At 66.3% G+C, this 20,983-nt stretch carries 20 protein-coding genes, 4 tRNA genes and 1 pseudogene; 11 read left to right on the top strand and 14 right to left on the bottom strand.

The window, feature by feature from the left end:
• Positions 1-126 precede the first annotated feature (126 nt).
• Entirely contained in the window at positions 127-393 is a 267-nt protein-coding gene (locus tag OG203_RS10610; protein ID WP_405165507.1) for an Arm DNA-binding domain-containing protein, read from the top strand.
• A 118-nt stretch (positions 394-511) separates the two neighbouring features.
• Here the strand turns inward: OG203_RS10610 and OG203_RS10615 are convergent, their stop codons facing one another.
• From OG203_RS10615 to OG203_RS10635, 5 genes and pseudogenes are all read right to left on the bottom strand, one after another.
• Complete coding sequence (locus OG203_RS10615) at positions 512-2,197, bottom strand: LGFP repeat-containing protein (RefSeq protein WP_405165508.1); 1,686 nt, start codon at positions 2,195-2,197, stop codon at positions 512-514.
• A 20-nt stretch (positions 2,198-2,217) separates the two neighbouring features.
• Positions 2,218-2,460, bottom strand: a pseudogene (locus tag OG203_RS10620) (LGFP repeat-containing protein); the annotation flags it as partial.
• 54 nt (positions 2,461-2,514) lie between these two features.
• Positions 2,515-2,679 (bottom strand): hypothetical protein, encoded by a 165-nt coding sequence (locus OG203_RS10625; RefSeq protein ID WP_405165509.1) that lies wholly within the window; start codon positions 2,677-2,679, stop codon positions 2,515-2,517.
• Positions 2,680-2,953: 274 nt separating this feature from the next.
• On the bottom strand, positions 2,954-3,151 hold the full coding sequence (locus OG203_RS10630) for an excisionase family DNA-binding protein (protein WP_405165510.1): 198 nt from the start codon (positions 3,149-3,151) through the stop codon (positions 2,954-2,956).
• 396 nt (positions 3,152-3,547) lie between these two features.
• Positions 3,548-3,619: transfer RNA gene (locus tag OG203_RS10635), tRNA-Val, on the bottom strand.
• 357 nt (positions 3,620-3,976) lie between these two features.
• Between OG203_RS10635 and OG203_RS10640 the strand changes: the two genes are divergently transcribed.
• The 4 genes from OG203_RS10640 to OG203_RS10655 all read left to right on the top strand — a co-directional run bounded on the left by OG203_RS10640 (position 3,977) and on the right by OG203_RS10655 (position 4,735).
• Positions 3,977-4,048, top strand: a tRNA-Gly gene (locus OG203_RS10640).
• 46 nt (positions 4,049-4,094) lie between these two features.
• Positions 4,095-4,165: transfer RNA gene (locus tag OG203_RS10645), tRNA-Cys, on the top strand.
• Between the two features lies 1 nt (position 4,166).
• Positions 4,167-4,241: transfer RNA gene (locus tag OG203_RS10650), tRNA-Val, on the top strand.
• A gap of 341 nt (positions 4,242-4,582) precedes the next feature.
• Complete coding sequence (locus tag OG203_RS10655) at positions 4,583-4,735, top strand: hypothetical protein (protein WP_405165511.1); 153 nt, start codon at positions 4,583-4,585, stop codon at positions 4,733-4,735.
• Between the two features lie 258 nt (positions 4,736-4,993).
• Here the strand turns inward: OG203_RS10655 and OG203_RS10660 are convergent, their stop codons facing one another.
• On the bottom strand, positions 4,994-5,236 hold the full coding sequence (locus OG203_RS10660; RefSeq protein ID WP_405165512.1) for a hypothetical protein: 243 nt from the start codon (positions 5,234-5,236) through the stop codon (positions 4,994-4,996).
• Positions 5,237-5,446: 210 nt separating this feature from the next.
• On the opposite strand from OG203_RS10660, the gene OG203_RS10665 reads away from it, so the two are divergent.
• On the top strand, positions 5,447-5,773 hold the full coding sequence (locus tag OG203_RS10665; RefSeq protein ID WP_405165513.1) for a hypothetical protein: 327 nt from the start codon (positions 5,447-5,449) through the stop codon (positions 5,771-5,773).
• Positions 5,774-5,780: 7 nt separating this feature from the next.
• On the opposite strand, the gene gyrB is transcribed toward OG203_RS10665, so the two are convergent.
• The 3 genes from gyrB to OG203_RS10680 form a co-directional block, all read right to left on the bottom strand.
• Positions 5,781-7,772, bottom strand: coding sequence for a DNA topoisomerase (ATP-hydrolyzing) subunit B (gene gyrB, locus OG203_RS10670; protein ID WP_405165514.1), 1,992 nt, complete (start codon positions 7,770-7,772; stop codon positions 5,781-5,783).
• Positions 7,773-8,291: 519 nt separating this feature from the next.
• Positions 8,292-8,543, bottom strand: coding sequence for an SDR family oxidoreductase (locus OG203_RS10675; RefSeq protein ID WP_405165515.1), 252 nt, complete (start codon positions 8,541-8,543; stop codon positions 8,292-8,294).
• On the bottom strand, positions 8,528-8,869 hold the full coding sequence (locus OG203_RS10680; protein WP_405165516.1) for an SDR family NAD(P)-dependent oxidoreductase: 342 nt from the start codon (positions 8,867-8,869) through the stop codon (positions 8,528-8,530). The genes OG203_RS10675 and OG203_RS10680 overlap by 16 nt, the downstream gene beginning before the upstream one ends.
• A 177-nt stretch (positions 8,870-9,046) precedes the next feature.
• On the opposite strand from OG203_RS10680, the gene OG203_RS10685 reads away from it, so the two are divergent.
• Both OG203_RS10685 and OG203_RS10690 read left to right on the top strand, forming a co-directional pair.
• The gene (locus tag OG203_RS10685; protein ID WP_405165517.1) at positions 9,047-10,111 is read left to right on the top strand and encodes a cobalamin-independent methionine synthase II family protein; all 1,065 of its coding nucleotides are present in this window, start codon (positions 9,047-9,049) and stop codon (positions 10,109-10,111) included.
• A gap of 89 nt (positions 10,112-10,200) precedes the next feature.
• On the top strand, positions 10,201-11,430 hold the full coding sequence (locus OG203_RS10690; RefSeq protein ID WP_405165518.1) for a sigma factor-like helix-turn-helix DNA-binding protein: 1,230 nt from the start codon (positions 10,201-10,203) through the stop codon (positions 11,428-11,430).
• Here the strand turns inward: OG203_RS10690 and OG203_RS10695 are convergent.
• On the bottom strand, positions 11,396-12,343 hold the full coding sequence (locus OG203_RS10695; protein ID WP_405165519.1) for a hypothetical protein: 948 nt from the start codon (positions 12,341-12,343) through the stop codon (positions 11,396-11,398). The genes OG203_RS10690 and OG203_RS10695 overlap by 35 nt on opposite strands.
• Positions 12,344-12,899: 556 nt before the next feature.
• Between OG203_RS10695 and OG203_RS10700 the strand changes: the two genes are divergently transcribed.
• A complete protein-coding gene (locus tag OG203_RS10700) occupies positions 12,900-14,033 on the top strand; it encodes a hypothetical protein (protein WP_405165520.1) in 1,134 nt (377 codons plus the stop codon).
• Here OG203_RS10700 and OG203_RS10705 read toward each other — a convergent pair.
• From OG203_RS10705 to OG203_RS10715, 3 genes are all read right to left on the bottom strand, one after another.
• Positions 14,026-14,934 carry a LysR family transcriptional regulator gene (locus OG203_RS10705; RefSeq protein WP_405165521.1) on the bottom strand — a complete coding sequence of 303 codons (909 nt, stop codon included), beginning with the start codon at positions 14,932-14,934 and terminating at the stop codon, positions 14,026-14,028. The two genes, OG203_RS10700 and OG203_RS10705, sit on opposite strands and share 8 nt — an antisense overlap.
• A 264-nt stretch (positions 14,935-15,198) precedes the next feature.
• On the bottom strand, positions 15,199-16,890 hold the full coding sequence (locus OG203_RS10710) for a flavin-containing monooxygenase (RefSeq protein ID WP_405165522.1): 1,692 nt from the start codon (positions 16,888-16,890) through the stop codon (positions 15,199-15,201).
• Positions 16,891-16,948: 58 nt separating this feature from the next.
• Complete coding sequence (locus OG203_RS10715) at positions 16,949-18,172, bottom strand: cytochrome P450 (RefSeq protein WP_405165523.1); 1,224 nt, start codon at positions 18,170-18,172, stop codon at positions 16,949-16,951.
• A gap of 227 nt (positions 18,173-18,399) precedes the next feature.
• On the opposite strand from OG203_RS10715, the gene OG203_RS10720 reads away from it, so the two are divergent.
• Both OG203_RS10720 and OG203_RS10725 read left to right on the top strand, forming a co-directional pair.
• The gene (locus tag OG203_RS10720; protein WP_405167824.1) at positions 18,400-19,656 is read left to right on the top strand and encodes an MFS transporter; all 1,257 of its coding nucleotides are present in this window, start codon (positions 18,400-18,402) and stop codon (positions 19,654-19,656) included.
• Positions 19,653-20,192 (top strand): GNAT family N-acetyltransferase, encoded by a 540-nt coding sequence (locus tag OG203_RS10725; protein ID WP_405165524.1) that lies wholly within the window; start codon positions 19,653-19,655, stop codon positions 20,190-20,192. Before OG203_RS10720 ends, OG203_RS10725 begins: the two co-directional genes overlap by 4 nt.
• Here OG203_RS10725 and OG203_RS10730 read toward each other — a convergent pair.
• A complete protein-coding gene (locus OG203_RS10730; protein ID WP_405165525.1) occupies positions 20,189-20,941 on the bottom strand; it encodes an alpha/beta fold hydrolase in 753 nt (250 codons plus the stop codon). The two genes, OG203_RS10725 and OG203_RS10730, sit on opposite strands and share 4 nt — an antisense overlap.
• Between the last annotated feature and the right edge of the window lie 42 nt (positions 20,942-20,983).

The raw sequence follows: 20,983 nt of genomic DNA on the forward strand, positions 1-20,983 counted from the left end.
CAACACTATTGACTAACCGATCGCATGGAGCGTGGATGTCCATACGCGTGGGACGCGCGAACTGTTGGCTCCTAGAGAGGACGGTTTCATGGACAAAGTCGAGCTGGACACCGAACACCCCGAAGCATGGCAAGACCTGCCGCTGCTACTGGCGGTTCCTCGTGCGGCGAAGCTGATGGGCATCAGCCGATCGGCTGGCTACCGTCTCGCGCATGCGGGCGAGCTGCCCTTCAAGCCACTGGGCCCTCGATCACGAAGGGCGGATTCAAGACCGAGAAGGAAGCATGGACAGCAGCCCGCGACGCGATCGCAGAGACCGAACGCGGCCCGGCCGTCTGCTCGTTCGTCGATTTCCCCGACAGTTGCACCGACCCAGTCACCCTGCCGCGCTGACCACCGCAGGCCCGCGGCCGAGCCCGCGGTTCGGCACAATCGCATTGCCGAGGACGGTGTTGTACAACTTGCTGTTCGAGAAACCTCGCGCGTGACGACAGCCCGGATGGAGATCCGGTTATGCAGGAAGGCACGTGACGCCGGTCACCGCGTAAGTCGTTTTGCCGCTTTCGGTTTGCGAGTCGACGATCGGCTTCAGCCACGGCAGGTCGATCGGGCCGCGCATCTTTTTGCCGGTGATCAGGTCGTACTCGGTGTATGCCGGTGTGTTGTGGGAGTCGATGTGTGCGACCGTGGTTCCGGTCACCGTCGCTTGATGTCCGAATCCCTTTGCAGGGAGTTCCCATTCTTTGCGGGCTTCGGATGGCTGATTCAGCGGTATGGAAAGTACTGCCCCGTCGTCACCGTTGATCCAGTACAGCCGATCCCCGCTCCGGGTCAGCGTGTTCGGCCGGGACCGTGCGGAATGCCCGGCCATACCCACGTGTGACTGAGTGCGCGCACCGGTGCCGGTATCGAGTTGCACCAACTCCAGTCCGAGCCCGCCGGTGCGGTCGTAGCTTGCGTCGGCCGAGCCGTAGAGGTTGAACAGCGCCGACCCGTCCGCCGAGCATGTCGAGGTCCGTGACTCGCTGCGGAACATGTTGGGCCACTGCCATTCACCGCGCAGGACGGGTTCGCCACCGTTGATGGGGAGTTCGAACAGTCGGTGTTTGATCATCGATTGGTCCGAGGTGAGGTCGTCGAACGTGACGACGACCCCGAACGCGCGCTCGCCGCAGTGCGCCGCCGAGAGCATGATCCCGGGGACTGACCCCGGCAGTGGTGCTGCGTCCGGGGAGGTCAGGACGTAGTCGTGCCGATACTGCGCCGCTGTTCCGCCGCGGGTGCCGGTGTTGAACCAGATCAGGCTTCGGCCGGAGGCGACATCGTGGGCGATGCCTTCGACCGCGTCCTGGTTGTTCGCGAGCATGGTGCGGCCGGAGGGACCGACGGTCATCACCGAATCAGCTGTGGCGAAGGTGAACCCGCGATTCCAACTGACAATGCGTGCCGAGTCGATCGCGCCGCCCTGGAGCTTGCCGACGAGGTTGCCGTTGGCGTCGATGGCGAAGGCCGACGTGTGGTCGATCTTGGTCATGATCGGAGGTTGCGACGGACCGACCGTGAGCACGGCGATCGCCTCGCCCGGCACGCTGGCCATCTCGGCCGCGGTGATCGGAGCGGAATCTCGCCCGCAGGCCGAGGTGGCGATCACCAACGCCACGAGGGCAGGTCCCTTGGAGGAGTCGCCGAGGACCAATTTCACGCCTTGCTCCGGATCCAACGCTTGGATCGTGTCTCGTACGTTGATGAATATGCCGTTGTGGCCGTGTTCATACTGCACCCTGCCCACTCCAGTCGCGGCGTCGGAGTAGAAGAGGTCACCGGCCCGCCTCGCGGGCGGGAGCTGGACCGCGTCTTTCTCGTCACGGGGCGTGCTCCTGGAGTCGCTGTTGCCGCTGGCTTCGATCAGTGCCTGCTCGATCGCCTCCCGCAACGATCGGCCGAGCCCGTCGATCGCCTTGCGCGCATCAGCGAGAACATGCTCGGGCGTGGCGGGCAGAAAGTCGGCCAACTGCACCGTCTTCGGGCCGGGCGCGGTGATCGTGCCGTGCTGGAAACGTTGTTCCGCGGTCACGCCGTTGTCCGGGCTGGTCTGTGCGGCAACGGGATAACCATACTGACCCCGCTCATAGCCGGATGCGGCCCACGCGTCGAGGACCCGGCCGTCACCGGCTGCGCGCCGGTCTGCGATGACCAATAGATGACGCCGCGCTCGAATCGGTTGAACCGTCCTGCCCCGTCCGCAGTGCCTGTCTCGTCACTGGTCGGATAGCCGAGCCAGCCGCCCTCCCAACCGGTTTCGCCCCAGCTGTCACGGATCGCGCCTGCGACGTAGTAGGCCTCGTTGAGTTTCCAATAGATGGTGCCACCCCGGAAGTATTGGCGGCGGCCGATGTTGTCCGGGTTGACGATCTCGTCGGAGGTCGGATAGCCCAGGACTCCACCTTCCCAGCCGGTGATCCACGCCGAGGCACGTGATGAACGGCGGGATCAACTCATCGCGCTGATCACCGGCTATGCCAGCCGTGGGCGCGTAGCCGTGCGCAGCGTCGAGTTGCGCTTGCTTGTCTCGGAGGTCGCGGTGCACAGCGATGACTTCGCGGTCGGCTTCGCGACGGAGGTCCAGTGCAGCTCGGGGGCCATGACCGCGGCGATCCGAGCCAGCCGCTGGTCGCGCAAGAAAAGGAAACCGTCGCAACACCATCAGCCCACCAGGACGCTTGAAGCCCCTTGCGCCTTCGTTGTTCACCTGGTCGTCGAACCGGGCAGGCGAGCTGACCACAACCGCCCGAGTCACACGGTGGAGTCAGACGGCGGTCGCACGCCAACACATAAGGGCCACCACCGGAGGCGCCGAGCAATACGAACCGATCCAGTTCGAGCCGATCGGCCACCTCGGCAACGATGCACGGCCCAGTCGATGCCACCGGCGTTCGACGGCGAGGCATCCAGCTCAACGCACCGGACGCATTGCATTGTCGAAATCCTCGATCGCGATTCGGATCTGCCCACGGAACCGATACGCCTTGAGCTGGCCGGAAGCAATCATCCGTCTGATGGTGTCCCTACTAACGCATGCACGGCCCGCTGCCGCTGGGATCGACAGGTAGTAACTCGGCCGACCGAGGTCGGCGTGATCGCGTCGAGTCATGTTGATGGCCTCCGCATCCCGTCATACTGACGTCCGGTGTAGTGCGCGTCCGCCTGGAGCGCTCTTGACACACCTGGACTCCGGAATTTGGTTGGGAATTCGACAGAGGGTCCTCCAACAGACGAAGGACAACCCCGATCGCTGATCCGACGGTCCGTCCGCGCCGGATTACGGTCGTCGAGTCAAGCCCCCGGTTATGCCCCCCGTTGGCCGGTAAGCGGGATGCCCAGTCACTGCCGACATCTGACCGCCGCCTGCCGATCTTCCATTCGCCGATTGGCGGGCCCATTGACGCCCGGCAAGAGGCACATGCGAAATCGCGTCACAATCTGGCACGTATTTGGCACGAAAAAAGCAGGCCATCGCTCTTCTTAGCGTTGACCTGCAGTTTCTCTGTGGTCCCAGCTGGTTTCGAACCAGCGACCTTCCGCGTGTGAGGCGGACGCTCTCCCGCTGAGCTATGGGACCTGAACTCATGCCACATGGTGGCGGGCCGGGTGGCGTGGGAGCGCCCTCCGAACGAGATGGAACATTAGCATGCGGCACCGGCGGTTCACCAAATCGCCATCCGGACAGGGGCGGAACGTGCTGTGCGGCAGTTCGTCTCGGTGGGGCGAGGGTGGGGTCCGCTCCCCTGGCTTGCGAGCCGTCCCCCGATCAGTTCGGGCGGCCGAAAATCCTCCCAAACCACACCGGCCACCTCCGCCACACTGGCAACCTCGCCGATTTCCCCCGTTCTACCAGCGGATTTGTAGCTTTCACCGGGCGTCCGCTAATGTTCTGTCTCGCACCACGGAGGCCAGAACGGTCACCGAGATGCACAATGCGGATGTAGCGCAGTGGTAGCGCATCACCTTGCCAAGGTGAGGGTCGCGGGTTCGAATCCCGTCATCCGCTCGAAGAGGTAGGGCCAGGCAATTAGTTTAGCCGTCCCCCTTCGCACGGTGGAGTGGCCGAGTGGTGAGGCAACGGCCTGCAAAGCCGTGCACACGGGTTCGATTCCCGTCTCCACCTCGCGCGATTAGCTCAGCGGGAGAGCGCTTCCCTGACACGGAAGAGGTCACTGGTTCAATCCCAGTATCGCGCACCACCGTAGTACCAGGTCAGGCCCCCTTTCGAGGGGGCCTTTCTTGTTTCCGGCGCAGCCCTGCCTCCGCGGGCGTTGCATCACCGAGCGCACCTCTTACGGGCAGTGTCCGCAGAGGATGCAGAACGCCTTCTCACAAGGGCCTGGCAGATCGACCGCCTTGTTGCCGAATTCGCTCCGTGCTGCGCCACGATCGGCGTCGTAGGACATCACGCCGTACTCGGCCCTGGTAACCCGGAGATCCTGTCTAAGCCCGGTACCAAGTTCAACTGCGTCGATGACCTCGTCTCCGGTCGCACGGTCATCACACTGGTAGAGAAGTCCAGCTAGGGGAAGGGGACACCGTGAACAACAACGAGGGCAACCGGATCGCAGGGAAGACCTTCAGCACCCCCGACGAACCACCAAACCCGAAGTTGGTCGCACACGCCTTGGCCATTTTCGCCGAGTACGACCCGACAGCGTGCGGCGTCGCCAACCGACACACCTCGGGCTGAGCCACTGCCCGAGCGGTTCCACGACGACATGGTCGGCACCGAGTACGAACCGTGGTATCGCGAACTTCAGGCTGAGCGAGCGCAGAAACAGCAGCAGGACAACGCGTCTGGAGAACAAGCGACCGACCACACCTCCGCGGGTAGCGAGAAGTAATTCGTGGGACTTCGCGGCCCCGTCCTCGTGCGATCAGCTCAGCGGGAGAGCGCATCTCTCGCACCCCTCAGTGGCTACCGCAAGGACGGTTTCCCGCTGCGCGTTCAGCGAGATGGTCCGAGGGCGTTCGAGTCGGTGAGCACCGCGCCACCGCCAGACTTCGCCACCAGTCCGTACTCGATCGCCGTCGCATCGCGTGTGGCCGAACCGCCTGGTGTCGATGCCGCTTCGGCGCCCCTCGCCTCTATGTGGATCACACCGTTGTCGGCGGCAGCCGGTCCTGCCGCGATCGCTATTCCTGTCGCGATCGCCCCTGCGAACACAGTGCCCGCGATGATCCGTTTCATGGTTCCTCCCGTGGTCGAACACCCTCCCGTACCACGTTCGAGGCACAACCTGGGTTCACCTCCTCTATCCTGCGGCGTATTCGACGTTCGTGGGGCAGCTGCGCGCCGGTCGACGGCATGAAATGTGCCCCGGGAACAGGACCCCCGGAGTTGGCCGCACACACCGGTTCTCGCGGCTGGTGCGGTCGCCGTGGGATCGGGGAGACTGGCATGATGGCCCCGCCTGAACTGGATGCACGCCCCGAGTGGCGTTGGACCGGGAATACGTACTTCCCGGTTGCGGCGCTGGTTGATGGCCGGTGGTGGGTGTTGCGGCTCAACAGTTTTCCGGATCATGCGCTCTATACGTTGTTCATCGATGGTGCGCCGCGCTTCGATGTGGATGATGCTCCGTCGACCTGGGGGCGACCGCTTGATCCGTCCGCTCCGAGGCTGGAGTCCGATACAGCCAAGGCGGTTTTGGCGCCTGTCGAGGATTTCGTGGCGTACGGCAGCGAGGTGGGGCAAGCCTGCGACAACCCGTTCTGTTGCGGCTGACGTCCGACTACACGTCGAGGAAGCGGACGTCCTTGGCGTTGTGGGTGATGAAGGTGCGGCGGGCTTCGACGTCTTCGCCCATCAGGATGCTGAACAGCTCGTCGGCCGCGGCGGCGTCGTCCAACGTCACTTGGCGCAAGACGCGGATCGAGGGATCCATGGTTGTTTCCCAGAGTTCTTTGGGGTTCATTTCGCCGAGGCCCTTGTAGCGCTGGACGCCGTCGTCGCGGTTGATCTTCTTGCCTGCGGCCAGGCCGTCGGCCAGTAGGGCGTCGCGTTCGCGGTCGGAGTAGGCGAACTCCGGATCGCCGCGCTGCCACTTGAGTTTGTACAGCGGCGGCTGGGCGAGGTAGACGTGGCCTTGTTCGATCAAGGGGCGCATGAAGCGGAACAGCAGCGTGAGCAGCAGGGTCGCGATGTGCTGGCCGTCGACGTCGGCGTCGGCCATCAGCACGATCTTGTGATAGCGCAGCTTGGCGATATCGAACTCGTCGTGGATACCGGTGCCGAACGCGGTGATGATCGACTGGACTTCGTTGTTCTTGAGCACCCGGTCGATGCGGGCCTTCTCGACATTGATGATCTTTCCGCGCAGCGGCAGGATCGCCTGATACATCGAGTCGCGCCCGGATTTGGCCGAGCCGCCGGCGGAGTCGCCCTCGACGATGTAGATCTCGGACTTACGCGGATCTTTGGACCGGCAGTCGGCCAGTTTGCCCGGCAACCCGCCGAGGTCGTTGGCACTCTTGCGGCGTACGAGTTCGCGAGCTTTGCGGGCGGCACTGCGCGCTTGGGCGGACGAAACCGCCTTGCTCACAATAGTTTTGGCGTCGGCGGGATTGGCCTCGAACCAGTGCGCGAGATGCTCGTTGCACGTGCGCTGCACGAACGACCTGATCTCGGTATTACTGAGTTTGATCTTGGTCTGCGCCTCGAACTGCGGTTCGGCCAGGCGCACGCTCACGATGGCGGTGAGGCCCTCGCGGATGTCCTCACCGGTGAGGTTCCCCTCCTTGTCCTTGAGCAGCTTCTTGTCCCTGGCGTACTTGTTGACCACCGAGGTCAGCGCGGCACGAAAGCCCTCCTCATGGGTGCCGCCATCGTGGGTGTTGATGGTGTTGGCGAAGGTGTGCACCGACTCGGAGTACCCCGCGTTCCACTGCATCGCCACCTCCAGCTCATGCCCTGGACCCTTGCCGGTGAAGGTGACGATCGAGTTGTGGATCGGCTGTTTGGTCCGATTGAGGTGGCGGACAAAGTCTTCCAGGCCGCCAGGGTAGTGGTAGGTACGCGTCCTGAGCTTCTCGACCGGCGCGACGTCCCCGGCTCGGGGCGCCTCGACCACGTCATCGAGGACCTCGGTGGCCCGCTCATCGGTCAAGACGATGATCAAGCCTTTGTTGAGGAACGCCATCTCCTGCATGCGACGTGCGACGGTGTCGAAGTTGAACGTGGTCGTCTCGAAGATCTCCGGATCCGGCCAGAACCGCGTCGTGTTGCCGGTTCGCTTGGTCGGCGCGCCGCGCACCAGCTCCTCCGGCTTGGCGCGCAGGTAGTTCTGCGTCCAGTGGTAGCCGTCGCGGTCGATCTCCAACTCGATCCGGACCGACAGCGCGTTCACCACCGACAGCCCGACGCCGTTGAGGCCACCGGCCACCGCATAGGTGTTGGAGTCGAATTTGCCGCCCGCGTGCAGCTCGGTCATGACGACCTCGACCGTCGGCACCCCGAGCGCGTGCATCTCCACGGGAATGCCGCGGCCGTCGTCGGCCACTTCGACGCCGCCATCGGCCAGCAGCGTGACGTCGATGCGGGTGGCGTATCCGGCCATCGCCTCGTCGACGGAGTTGTCGACGATCTCCCGCACCAGGTGGTGCAGACCCTGCTCACCGGTGGAACCGATGTACATGCCGGGACGTAGGCGGACCGCGTCCAGCCCCTCGAGCAGCCGGATGGACGAGGCGTCGTAGTCCTTGGATTCGGAGTCTGTGGCAGCCACTGGTCGGTAGCCCTCCCTACTTGTCGATCTTCGACGCAGCGTCGATCGCACACGGAAGGCCCAGGGGTGGTGTCGAGCAGAAGTACGGGTCCTCGCGCGTGCTGCGCGCTACGCGCCGAAGGGTTCGCCGCTAGTTACTTCTCCATCCTATCCATAGATGGTCAACAGATGTCGATTCAATACCGCTAGAGTCCATGCAGATCCATCACAACCGACCAAGTCGACCCCCCCTATTCGAGTTTCATTACCAGAGCCTCCACGGCCACGCTAGACGCCAAACGAGGGAAATCGGCAGATCTGACGGAAGAGACTGAAAATGACACATCAACTATCAGGCCGAGCGAGCAGGCGCCCCCTCAAAAACAACGACAATTCGGACAGATACGCAGCAACCACTGACCGATCGCTCGGTGCCTAGACCATGGCCCCATGGGCGTAGCGGCGACCGGACTTCCATCGATGAGCAGGTCTTGTCCATTGATGTAGGCACCGTCGCCCGAGGCGCGGTATGCGACCGCCTCAGACGTGCCGATGCGGCCTGACGCCACGGGTGGTGACGACAGCGGCCCGCACCTCGGCTGACGGTTCGACACCGAACGCCGGAGTAACGGTGCAGCAGGAACTCACGGCGTCGACCCGAATTCGCTTGGGCGCCAGTGCCGCCGCCAGCGTGCGCACCAGATTGTGCACGGCCGCTCGGTTGCCGAGCAGAGCGCGGCGCCGGGGCACCCGGCGCATCGCAAACGACGCGTTGATCACGATCGCAGCCACCAGCTCATCGAGGTCAGCGAGATTCGCGCGTCGCCTGGCACCGCGAGCATGCGGCCCCCGCGCGCCAGCTCCTCGACGGCGGCGTCGAGGAGCGCCTTGTCGCGCCCCGCGATGACCACCCGCGCGCCCTTGTCCAGCAGGCGGCGGGCGGTCGCCAGCCCCATTCCACTGGTGCCGCCGGTGATCAGAGCGATCTTGTCGTGGCGAACATGCTCTACGCCGTGGGAAACCCGTTGCGGCTGTGCATCGTTCGCGTGCTGTCCGACGGCCGCGAGCACACCTGCGGCTCGATCATGTACGGCGTGCCCCAGCCGAACCTGATCCACCGCTACCGAGTGCTGCGCGACGCCGGAATCATCTGGCAGCGAGTATCCGGCTCAGCCTTGACCAACCCGCGCACGTCGCCGCGCAATGACTGGTCAGGACCCGTACCGCGCGTGAATTTGATACCGGCACAGGTGATTTGAGATGTACACCAGAGTAATTCACCTACACTCGTCAATGTGACCATTCCCACAGAGCTGATCGGTAGCATTCCGCGTCCCCACGAGTTGCTTGCCGCGATGGCGGCCCACGCAGCAGGCAAGATCGATGACGCTGGGCTCGCTGAAGTACAGCAGCGGGCTGTCAGTGACACTGTTCGCCGACTAGAAGAGCTAGGGTCGCCGGTCGTCAGTGACGGCGAGCAGAGCAAACCCAGTTTCGTCACGTATCCGATCGCCGGGCTCAGTCAGTTGGCGCCGGCGGGCGTGACGATTCCGTTCGCCGACGGGCATCAGCGGCAGTTGCCGGTGCTCACCGCCGGGCCGTTCCGATACCAGGCCCATGCGGTCGATTACCTGCGGGCGGCACAGGCGCAGGCAACTGTGCCGGTGAAGCAGGCGGTGATCGCGCCGTCGGCGATGAGCCTGCTGTATCCGGCCGACGGCATCGACGGCTATTCGCGGGAGGCCTTTCTGAAGGACCTGATCGCCGAGGCCGAGGCCGACATTCGCGACTGCCTCGACGCCGGGGCCGAGGTGGTGCAGCTCGATTTCACCGAGGGCAGGCTGTCGCTGAAGCTCGATCCGAGCGGCGAGCTGCTCGATCAGTTCATCGAGCTGAACAACCTGGTGCTCGAACGGTTCTCGGCCGAGGAGCGGACGCGGATCGGGGTGCACACGTGCCCGGGTGGTGACCAGGATTCGACGCACAGCCTCGACGTGGACTACACCGCGCTGCTGCCGAAGCTGTTGCGGCTCAAGGTGGGCAACTTCTACGTCCAGCTGGCCAGCGAGCCGGACGCGGAGCGAGTGCTCACCGTCATCGCCGAGCATCTGCCCGCGGCCGCGCGCATCTTCGTCGGCGTCATCGACCCGATCGATCCGAGGGTGGAAACGGCCGAAGAGGTGTGCGATCGGGTGCTGGTCGCGGCCCGTCATCTGCCGGTCGAGCGGTTGGGCACCTGTGACGACTGCGGGTTCTCCCCCTTCTCCGACGACACCTCGACCTCGCGGGATACCGCGTTCGCCAAGATCAAGGCGCGCATCGACGGCACGGCACTGGCCGCTGAGCAGCTAGGCGTCTGACACGGGGCAACCCCCTCGGTGCGACGGAATTGTCGGTGGTCGGCATTAGGCTGAGCGGCACACCGAAACCGAGCCGAGGGGGTCGCAGCGTGACGGCAAGCCGGGAGGTCGAGACACCCGCCGCGGCGGACGGGACGGACCCCGAGCTACTCGATCTGCAGGACGATATCTCGTTCGAGCTCGAGGAAGTCAACGAGCTGCTCGCCGAACTGATCGCGCTGCAGGCCGACCGCAAGGCCAAGGACGGCGAGATCCTGTCCTATCGACTCGGCGTCACCGGCGAGCAGCCCGAGACGCTGGCCAAGATCGGCGCGCGCTACGACCTGTCCCGCGACCGGATCCGTCAGCTGCACACCAAGGCTGTCGGCCAGCTGATCCGCAACGCCCAGCTGAGCGGGCATCGCGCGGCGAGCGTGTTCGCCGCGCGCTATCCGATCGGCGCCCGCGACCAGCAGCTGATGCGCACCTTGCTGGTGGAGACCTACGCCACCGACACCGATATCGCGGCAAACGAGCTGTCGTACTTGAAGTTACGGCTGGCCGGGCACGCCGCCGAGGACGCGAAAAGGGTCGCGGGATTCGTGACGCAGCGGATCGCGGCCTGGCAGAAGAAGACGAACCGGCGGCTGGCCAAACTGCGCGACGCGGAACCGCGCGCGACGAGTCAGCTGAATCCGTGGCTTGGGCAAGTGGATTGGCCGGGCTCGGCGGCGCCGGACGCGCTGCCCGTGACATCGGCGCGCACCGTCGACAGTGATGACGACGGGCGGGGGCACTTCTACCTGGACAAGGTCGGGCGAGATGTACCGTTCGACTCCGGGCTGGAAGCACGCCTGCTGTGGATCCTCAACGCGAGCGATCTCGTCGACTCGTTCCAGGAACAACCCGGCGCCGTCGGTTTCGACATGAACGGCACCGAACAGCTCTGCTACCCGAGCATCGCCGCGCGGCTCACCGACGGCCGGGTGGTGCTGATCGATGTCCAACCGCTCGGACACGTTGCCTTCCACGTCAATCGGGCGAAGGCGGCCGCGGCACGCGCCTACGCGCACGGCAAAGGGTGGGGCTGGCTCATCTGGACCGGCAGCCTGCTCGGCATCCCCGATCTGCTCGCCCGCACAGTCGACGCACGCAGCGCGGCCGCGCTGACCGAACTCGTCGAGCACGGACCGGCGGCGTGGCCCGCGATCCGGCAGGTCCGCGACGAGACCGGCCTGGAGCTGCTCGATTTCATCGCGCTGGTGCTGCGTAACGAATGGCGTTGGGACCGTGGCCCGTTCCGGCTCAGCGCACCACCATCGCGCCAGCGAGGAACGTGACGATCAGCATCATCGCGCAGCAGGTCACCAGCTGCCAGTGATTGATGGTCTGCTGCAACGTCTTGATGGTGGCGCGCAGCGACGTGTCGAGGCGGTGATGGTCGTCGAGTTTGCGCCGCGCCTGCGCGAGTGAATCGGCCCGATCCTGGGCCTCCTGCTCGGCCCGCTCCAACCGGGCGGTCAGCTTCATCAGGTGCTTCTGCTTGTCGCGCACCGACTTCCGGGACAGGGCCAGCGTGGTGCGCTGGTTGACCAGCTCCTGACGCTGCCTGGCGATGATCATCGCCTGCGTTTTCGTGTGGTGCTGCCAATCCGCCACGGTGGCCCAACCTCCTGTCGTGACATCACGATATCCCCAGACGATGTCGCCACTGACCCAGCCGTTGATGAAGTCACGCAGCTCGAGCGGGTGCCTACGCGGCGAGGCGACCGCACTGTGCGCGGTGTCGAGCACACCGGTCACCGTCTGGTAATCGCATGCGGGCGGGGCGAAATCGGCGACGCCGAGCGCGTGCAGATGATCGACCCAGTAGCCGGGCGGGCACAACCACAGCACATCCTCGATGCCCGCCGCCCGCAACCGCTCCGTATGTTCTTGCGCGAGAGCACGTTCCAGCGAACCGCTGCGCACCTCGATGACGAACTCGCGATCGCCCTTGCGCCAGTAGATGTCAACGGGCAGCCCATCCACCCGCCGATCCACCTCGGCCACATCGGCGCCATACGCGAGCAATCTGCCACACACCCAATACTTCAACCGCCGCATATCCCATTGCGCGGCGTCACATTCCGGACACTTACAGCCGTACCCACCGGTGCGCCTGCGGGCCCGGCCCGGACCGTCCGCTATACCCAACTCGGCGAGCATCGCCCTGCGACCGCAGGCGATCTCCGCCCGCTGCTTCGTTCTCACGCGACCACTCCCCTGCCCAAACCACCGCAGGTCTGGCGACCTACGCCATAGATCAAGAGTGCGTCAGACTCGCGAACCTCGCCAGTCCCCTTTACCCCGCGCCCGGGTGCGCCACACCGTCAGATTTCCGGTTGAACGCCTGGTGTAGGCTGCGCCGCAAGGAATTTCGCCGCGGTTGGCGGCCACAACGACACGCATATGTCGGCAGATTGACAGTAGCCGCCATCCTGCGACTTCGCCGCGCCACGCGCTCGTGTGCGCCGTCGCACACCTTCGGACTGCCGCCGGAGCGAGATAACGTTTAGGCTACGACGGGGTGTGCCTCGGTTGGTCGCCGATTGGTAAGCAGAACTGTTCCGGACAAACCGGATCGCGCCGACCTCCGCCTGCATCGGTGTGGGGCCGCCCGCCTACGCTGCTTCGATCAGATCCAAGGGGCCGGTTGGCAAGCCGGTCCTCGTGAGCGAGCGCAGTTGTACACCGCGTATTTCCAATCGGGCGGATAGAATCGTCCGGCCGAGTGCGAGCTGGGCCGATACGGGGAAGTGGGTACTGGATGGAGCACGGCCAAGAGACCGGCGAGTCGATCGGCGCGATGCTGTCGAGCATTGCGGCGGTTCTCCGTGAGGTCAGCGACAAGCTGGACGCCGTGGCGGCTCGGGTCGACGGTGTCGACTCTGTCGATGTCGCTACCGTCGTGCCCGCTGACCGCAGTGTCGAGGCGCGACTGGCCAAGCTCGAGGCGTGGGCTTTCCGTGCCGGGCAGGACATTTCGGGCATCGACGGGCGGCTGGCGAAGGTCGAATCCGGCGGCGGTCCGTCCCATGCCGCGCCGGACAACGAGCGCGCCGACCGGCCACTACCGCGCGCCGCGTCGCGCCGGAACTCCGTGGCGGTCGAGCCGATTGTCCCGCCCCAGCGCGAATCCGGTTCCGCCGCGACCGCTCCCACCGTCCGGGAAAGCATCGGCACCTCGCACGAGCTCGCCAAGACGGCCCGCGACAACACCGCGGCCGCGCGCGAAACCGCCGCGGCCACCAGGGAGAACGCCACGGCGACCCGGGAGAGTGTCTCCCGGCGCTACGACAACTCCCCCCGCGATGCGGCACCGGCTCGCGACTCCGCGGCGCACGAGGCGAACTCCTTGCCGCAACGCACCTTCAGCGCACCCCGCGAACCCGCGCCCTACGAGCCGAGTTCGGCGCCCGCACAGAACTTCACGGCCCCGACACCGCGCGAGCCGAGCCCGGCGCCGTCGTCGAACTTCACCGCGCCGACGCCACGTGAGCCGCTGCCTGTCCGGCAGTCGAGCTTCACCACGCCGCGGGAACCGGCCGAATCGACCTACCCGGGTTTCACCACCCCGCACGACAATCCGTACGAGAGCATGGTCCCGCCGTCCGACAGCGGCGACTACGGCCGCGGCACCACGAACGGTTCGGCACCGGCGGTGAACGGCACCGCGCTGACCGGTGCGCACCGCGCCGACGAGGACCTGATCCCGGTCGACAACTCCCACGTCGACAAGCTGCAGGCGATGCTGGACGAGCTGAAGAAGACCGCGGCGGCGCCGATCGGCCGCTCCGACGTCTTCGGACCGCCTGCGACGGACCTGAACTCGAACAGCTACCAACCCGAGCGCAGCACCGAAACCCCGCGCGACTACCGGCTGTCGAGCCCGCCTAAGTAGGTTCGGCCGACCGGGTCAGGATCGTTTCGATCAGCTCGCGCAGCCAGCGATGCCCGCTGTCGGCGGTATTGCGCGGATGCCAGGCCATGCCGATCGCGACCTCCGGCAGCGGCAGCGGAATCTCGAACGCGCACAACCCGAGCGCGGGCAAGGCCGACCTGCTCAGCAACGCGGGTGCCGGGCAGATCAGGTCGCTGCCGTGCACCGCGAACAACGCGGTGGTCAGGTTCGCCACGGTGGCGACCACCCGGCGGGTGCGGCCGTGCAGTGCCAACCGGTCGTCGATCGGCCCGCGCGCCTGACCATTACGCGAGATGCTCAGATGCGCCGCCGCCGCGAACCTGGCGACGGTGACCCGCTCGGTGATCAGCGGATGATCGGCGGCGGCGATCCCGATCATCCGATCGCCGAGCACCCGCCGCACCGTCGTCTCCGGATCGGCGTGGTCGATCACGCCGACCTCGATATCGACGCGACCGTCGCGCAATCCCGCTGTGCCTTCGACGGTGTCGGGTAGGAAGCGCAGCGTCACCCCCGGCGCCTGGGCGCGCACAGCGGCCAGCAGCGGTGCGGCCAGCTCGGTGAGCACCGTGTCCCCCGCCTGCACGGCGAAGTTCCGTTTCAGCACGGCCGGATCGATCGACCCGCGCGGCGTCAGCAATGCCCGCCCCTGCTCGACCAGAGTGCTGACCTCGTAACGCATTTCCAGCGCGCGCGGCGTCGGCACCAGATGGCGACCGGACCGAACCAGCAGCGGATCATCGAGCACCGCACGCAGCTTGGCTAATGTCCGGCTCATCGCCGGAGGCGAGGTGTGCAGTCGTTCGGCCGCCTGGGTAACGCTGTTCGTCTCCAGCAACGCATCGAGGGCTACCAGCAGATTCATGTCCAGCGCCTCCATCCCTGGATTATCACCAGCGGAATGGTCGATTACCAACATTGCGCTGCCGATAACCCCCGGCGAGTCGCGCAAACAGTCCGCCGGACACCGGGATTCACAGAACGTGCGTACCTTTCACAGGATGTTCCGCCCCGGTGAAAGGTACGCGCGGTCTGTAGGATCGCCCCGGCCGTTCAGCGCGCAGGGCATGGACCTCCCCGGGTCTGCACCCATTGCGGGCGCCTAGAACGCGGGCGGCCCCGAGAAAGGTGCGCGGCTGGGGAGCTACTTGCCCTGTGATCCGTACAGCAGATCGGTGGGTACGCCAACGCTTAGGTCGTGCGCCCTTGGTACTCCGGCGCTCGGGTCGTGCGCTCCGGCATCGAGCGCCCTCGGTACGCCGATGGTCGGGTCGGGCGTTCCTGGCGCGCCGAGGCTCGGGCCCGGTGCCGCGACATCGGCGTGCTGAGTGACCGGGTACGCCGGTGGCGTGGCGCTCGGCGCGGACTCGTGCCTGGTGGCCAGCCCACGGTAAGCCTCGGGACGAACGGTGCGGAACCATTGGGCCGCACGGGTTCGCAGCGGCAGCCGGAACTTCAGGTCGGCCAGCATCTCGTCGACGTTGCGGATCGAGAACGGCGTGATCGCGGTGCCGTGCGCGTGGTGGCCGTGGGTGCGTTCCTCCATCCAGCGCAGTCGGGCATCGATCTGCTCGCTCAGCACGTCGCGTGGCGGCAGGTCGAGCCGACCGGTCAGCAGTGCGGCGGTCCAGTGCGCGCCGACCTCGGCGTTGAGGGTGCTGATGACCGACGAGTTGTAGCCGGCGAAGGTCAGATTCGGGACCTCGAGCGGCAAGATCTGCCGGTGCAGGCGGAAGTTGCCGTGCTCGTCGGTGAGCCTGCGCTGCACGTACGGCGTCAGGAACGGCACCCGCTGTTGGAAGCCGGTGGCGCACACCACGATGTCGGCCGGGACGAGGTGCCCGTTGGCCAGCTGCACCGCAGGGGCCTCGCCGCCGCCACCGCGCATCTCGGTGATGGTGGTATCGCGCTGCACCACGATCCGGCCGTTCGCGACCTGCTCGTAGAAGTTCTCGGTGGCGAGGCTGACGGTGCTCTCGGCGATCTGCTCGAACCGACCCTCCGGCAGCAGACCCAGCTCGCGCAGGTTCATGTGCTTGGTGGCGAGTTCCTGGATCAGGTCGAGATTGCTGACCCGGAACGAAACGCCGGGGCCGTCCAGAAAACGGTCCATCCGGCCGGGTTCCCGGTGATGGAAGTGCGCCTCACCCAGGCGGGTCAGCATCAACCGCTCGTAGTCGATGACGCGGGCCATCTTGCGCGGCATCTTCCACAGCAGTCGCCGCGCCACCACCGTGGTCGAAGCGGCGACGTCGCTCACCGCCTCGGCGATGTCACAGGCCGACTTTCCGTAGCCGACGACAACGACGGACTTACCGCGCACCGCCTCGACATCGAGGAACTCCGACACGTGACCCATCTGACCGCCCGCGGCACGGAACAGCTCGGCACCGCGGAAGTCCGGGATCGCGGGATCGCTGAACACGCCGTTGGCGATGACCAGGTGATCACAGGAGGTCCGGTGTATACCGCCCTGATCACGGATCTCCAGCAGCCAGCCACTGTCCACCGGATCCGCGGCGACGACCTCGGTATTGAGCCGCAGGTGCTCGCGCAGACCGAAGTGGTCGGCGTAGGCGGCCAGATACGCCTGCATCTGTTCGCCGTCGAGCACCTTCGGATAGTCCGAGGGCATCGGGAAGTCGGAGAAGTGATAGGTGTTCTTGGAATTCTGGGTTCGCAGCCCCGGGTACCTGCGGGTCGCACTCCACACGCCACCGACATCGGGCGCACGGTCGAAGATCTCGACCGGAAAACCCTTCTGGATCAGCACTTTCGCGCAGGCAAGACCTGCGATACCCGCACCAACGATCGCGATGCGGTTTCCGCTCGTCATGCGCAGGAGATTACGTCTCTTAAGGCGCGCAGCAAAGTCGGTCGCCCTAATCGGCGATTCAGCGCATCGCCGGAGCACCGGCCGGATCGACCGGCAGATCGAGCAGGCCGCGGATCAGAATGCTCTCACGCCAGCGCAGGTCGTCGTCCTCGACGGCCAGGCGCAGCCGAGGGAAGCGCGCGACGAGCCGGGTCAGGGCGATGCGGGCCTCCAGCCTGGCCAGGCCGGCACCGAGGCAGAAGTGGATGCCGTGGCCGAAGGCGAGGTGGCTGCTCGCCCGGTCCGGATCGAGGGCCGTCGGGTCGGCGAAATGACGTTCGTCACGATTGGCGGAGGCGAGCGCGACCAGGACCAGTTCGCCCGCGGGGATTTCGGTGCCGCCGAGGGCGATCGGGGCGGTCGAGTAGCGCAGGGTCGCGATGTTGACCGGACCGTTGTAGCGCAGCATCTCCTCGACGAGCGCGGGGATGCCGGTCGGGTCGTCGTGCAGCGCGCGGTAGCGAGGCGGGTCGGTGAGCAGGGCGAGCACGGTGTTGCTGATCAGGTTGACCGTGGTCTCGTGCCCGGCGACCAGGATCAGGAACGCCGTCGAGATCAGTTCGTCGTGGCTGAGCCGATCGCCGTCGTCGGTGACGGTGAGCAGCTGGGAGATCAGGTCGTCGCCGAGGCCGTTGGTGCGGCGCAGTGCCACCAGGCCGTCGAAGTAGTTGACGACGGCGTTGGTCGCGGCCCGCATGCCCTCCGGGGTCGACATCGACATGTCCGCCACGGCGGCCGACCATGCGCGGAACCGCGCGCGATCCTCGACCGGCACGCCGAGCAGCTCGCAGATCACCGTGATGGGCAGCGGAAAGGCGTACGCATCCAGCAGATCGACCGGTCCGGTGGCGTCGGCGATGCCGTCGAGCAGCTCGTCGGCGATCGCGGCCACCCTCGGCGCGAGGGCGTCCATCCTGGCGGGGGCGAAGGCCGGGGTGACGAGTTTGCGCAGGCGCGAATGCCTCGGCGGATCGGCGTTGAGCAGGTGGTGGCTCAACCGGTTGTTGGCGGAGGTGACGCCGCTGGCACCCGCGCCGACCTGCCTGGCCCGCGCGCCGGTCGCCGAGTGCGGGTCCTTGTGGATGTCGGGATGGCGCAGCACCGCCTTGGCGGCGTCGTAGTCGACGACAAGCCAGGCGCGGACACCGTTGCGCAGCCGGATCTGGTGCACGGGACCGTCCGACCGCAATTCCTGATAGAAGGCATATGGTGCGCGAAAGAAGTCCGCTGGCAGCTCTCTCATCAGGACCGGTCCTCCGACACTCGCGAGTTACGTTGCGGCCCTTCGATGGTGACATGCGCCACGGTTCGCGACCAGTGCCGTTACCGTGATCATCCGGCCGATCGCGGTTGTCGATCGCCGAGGCACGACGCCGATTGATCCGCCCCGATCACGGCTGCCAGTTGCCCGCACACCCGATTCGTTCGACGCGATCACGGTCGTCGATCACTGCCGCGGCGGGCCGATGGATTCGGCGCGCACGACCCCGGTTACCCCGCTACCCTGCGCAGATGAGTTCGATCGCGCCCATCCTGCGGGGCGCCCGGATCGCGAACTCGTTCGCGTTCGGGTTGCAGGGGTTCTTCTTCGCCGTGGTGCTGACCGAGCTGCCGCAGCAGAAGGACAAGTTCGGCCTGTCCGACGGGCTGATCGTCGGCTCGGTGGTGCTGGTGTCGCTGCTCGCCGGCGGCGGCAGCGTGGCCGCGGAACAGTTGGCGCTGCGCTGGTCGAGCCGGGTCACCGTGCGGATCGGGCTGCTGCTGATCGCGATCACCGGCACCGTTGTCGCGTTCGCGCCGAACACGGCGGTGCTGTTGATCTCGCTCAGCTGCTATGGGATCGCGGTCGGCATCGTCGACGCGAGCACCAATATGCAGGCGGTGTTCATTCAGCACGGGTACGGGAAGTTCGTGCTGTCGTCGTTCTATGCCGCGTGGAGTGCCGGCTCGATCATCGGCGCGCTGTTCGTGTCGGGGTGCGAGGCCCTGGGGGTGACGCTGCGGGAGTCGTTGCTCGGCGCGGCGGGCATCGTGCTCGTTGTCGGGCTGGTGCTCGGACCGCGGCTGCTAGGGCCGCACGAGGCGGAAGCGGGTCCGGCCGAGGAGGTCGCCGAACCCGCGCCGGTCGCGTTCCGCGCGTATCTGGTGTTCGGCATCGCGATGGCGCTGGTGTTCGCGATCGACCTGGCGGTCGGCAACTGGTCGGCGCTGTATCTGACCGACGATCTGCTCGCCAGTTCGGCGACCGCGGCGCTGGGGCTGGCCGCGTACCAGGGGACCTCGCTGATCGCGCGGCTCACCGGTGATCTGTTCGTCCGGCGGTTCGGGCCGCGGCGGGTAGTGCGGACGGCGGCGGCCATCGGGGTGGTCGGGCTCGCGGTCGTGATCGCCGCGCCCGGGCCGATCGTCGCGATCGCCGGATTCCTGATCGCGGGTGTCGGCTTGCCGGTGGTTGCGCCGCTGTGCTTCAGCGAGGCCGGGCAGTTGACCAGTGGTCGCGGTCTGGACGCACTCATCGCGCGGCTGAATCTGTTCAACTACGCGGGCACTTTGGTCGGCGGCGGGGTGGTCGGCGCGGTCGCGGCGGGCTTCGGGCATCGGATCGGATTCGTGATCCCGCTGGTGTTCGCGGCGGCGCTGATCGGGTTGGCGCGGGTGTTCCACACCCGGCCTGAAGCGGACAAACATCCCACCTCTCCCGGGGACCATGCTCTACTGGATCTATGAGCAACATCCCAGTCACCGTCGACCGGGCCGGTCTGTGGGACGCCGAAGAACTCAGTGACGTTGCGGCGGCGACCTTTCCGCTCGCCTGCCCACCGGAGGCGACCGCCGACGATATCGACATCTTCATCACCGAGGCGTTATCCGGCGAACGATTCGGCGAGTATCTGAGCGATCCGGCTAAAACCGTGCTCAAGGCCGTCGCGGGCGACGATATCGTCGGCTACGCGATGCTCATCGCGGGCGACCCGGTCGATCCGGCGGTCGCCGAGGCGGTGCGGCCGCGGCCGGTGGTGGAGATCAACAAGATGTATGTGGTGCCCGGCCATCACGGCAGCGGGGTGTCGACGGCGCTGATGCACGCGTGTTTGGAGCGCGCCAGGGAGGACGGGTTCGCCGGGGTGTGGCTCGGTGTCAACCAGGAAAACGTGCGGGCGCAGCGGTTCTACGGCAAGCACGGGTTCACCTCGGTCGGCACCAAGACCAACACCGTCGGCAATCAGCGGCTCGATGACGTGGTGATGTGGTTGGCCTTTTAGGTCGCGAAGTCCACCAGCGCGCTGTGGAACGTCGGCGCGATCACGGCCATCAGATGATCGCCGGGAACCACGGTGAGCGTTCCGTTGGGCAGTGCGCCGGCGAGGCGTTCGGGCTCGGCCGCGAACGGATCGTTGTCGCCCGCGAGCACCAGCGTCGGCACGGTGACATCGGACAGGCCACTGATCGGCCTGGAGTCGAGGCCGATCGCGAGCGCTTGGATGGCCTGCCGGTCGGCGTGCACCGCGTCCGCGAGGATCCGAAACATCATGGCGGACTGCGGCGCACCGTCGTTGTCGTCGCTCATCGCGGTCTGCAGATCGGTCAACTCGATGACGCGGAGGTCGACGCCACCACAGTCGAGCACGCCCGAGCCGACACCGCCGATGGCAAGCCGCTCGACCCGCTCGTCGGCGGCGGCGACCAGCAGCGAGATGATCGCGCCCATCGAATAACCCACCTGCACAACACGATCGAAGCCGAGTTCGTCGTACAGCGCGCGCACATCGTCGGCCATGAACTCCCACGAGTACTGCGCCGAGTCATGCGGCTTGGCCGAGCGCCCGTGCCCGCGCGCGTCGAGCGAAACCACCGTGCGCCCGGCCGCCTGCAGCGCGCCGACCACGCCGCTGCTCATCCAGTTCGCGTTGGTATCCGCGACCACCCCGTGCTGCAGTACGACGGGAACGCCCTCGCCCTCCCACACCCGATAGTTGAGCTCCAGGCCGTCCCACGTCTTGAACTTCGTCATGACCGGATCGTAGTGGCAGCCCAACCGAGGTCGATGGGCGAA

Origin of the sequence: Nocardia sp. NBC_01499 (assembly GCF_045040275.1) — a bacterium.
Classification (GTDB): domain Bacteria; phylum Actinomycetota; class Actinomycetes; order Mycobacteriales; family Mycobacteriaceae; genus Nocardia.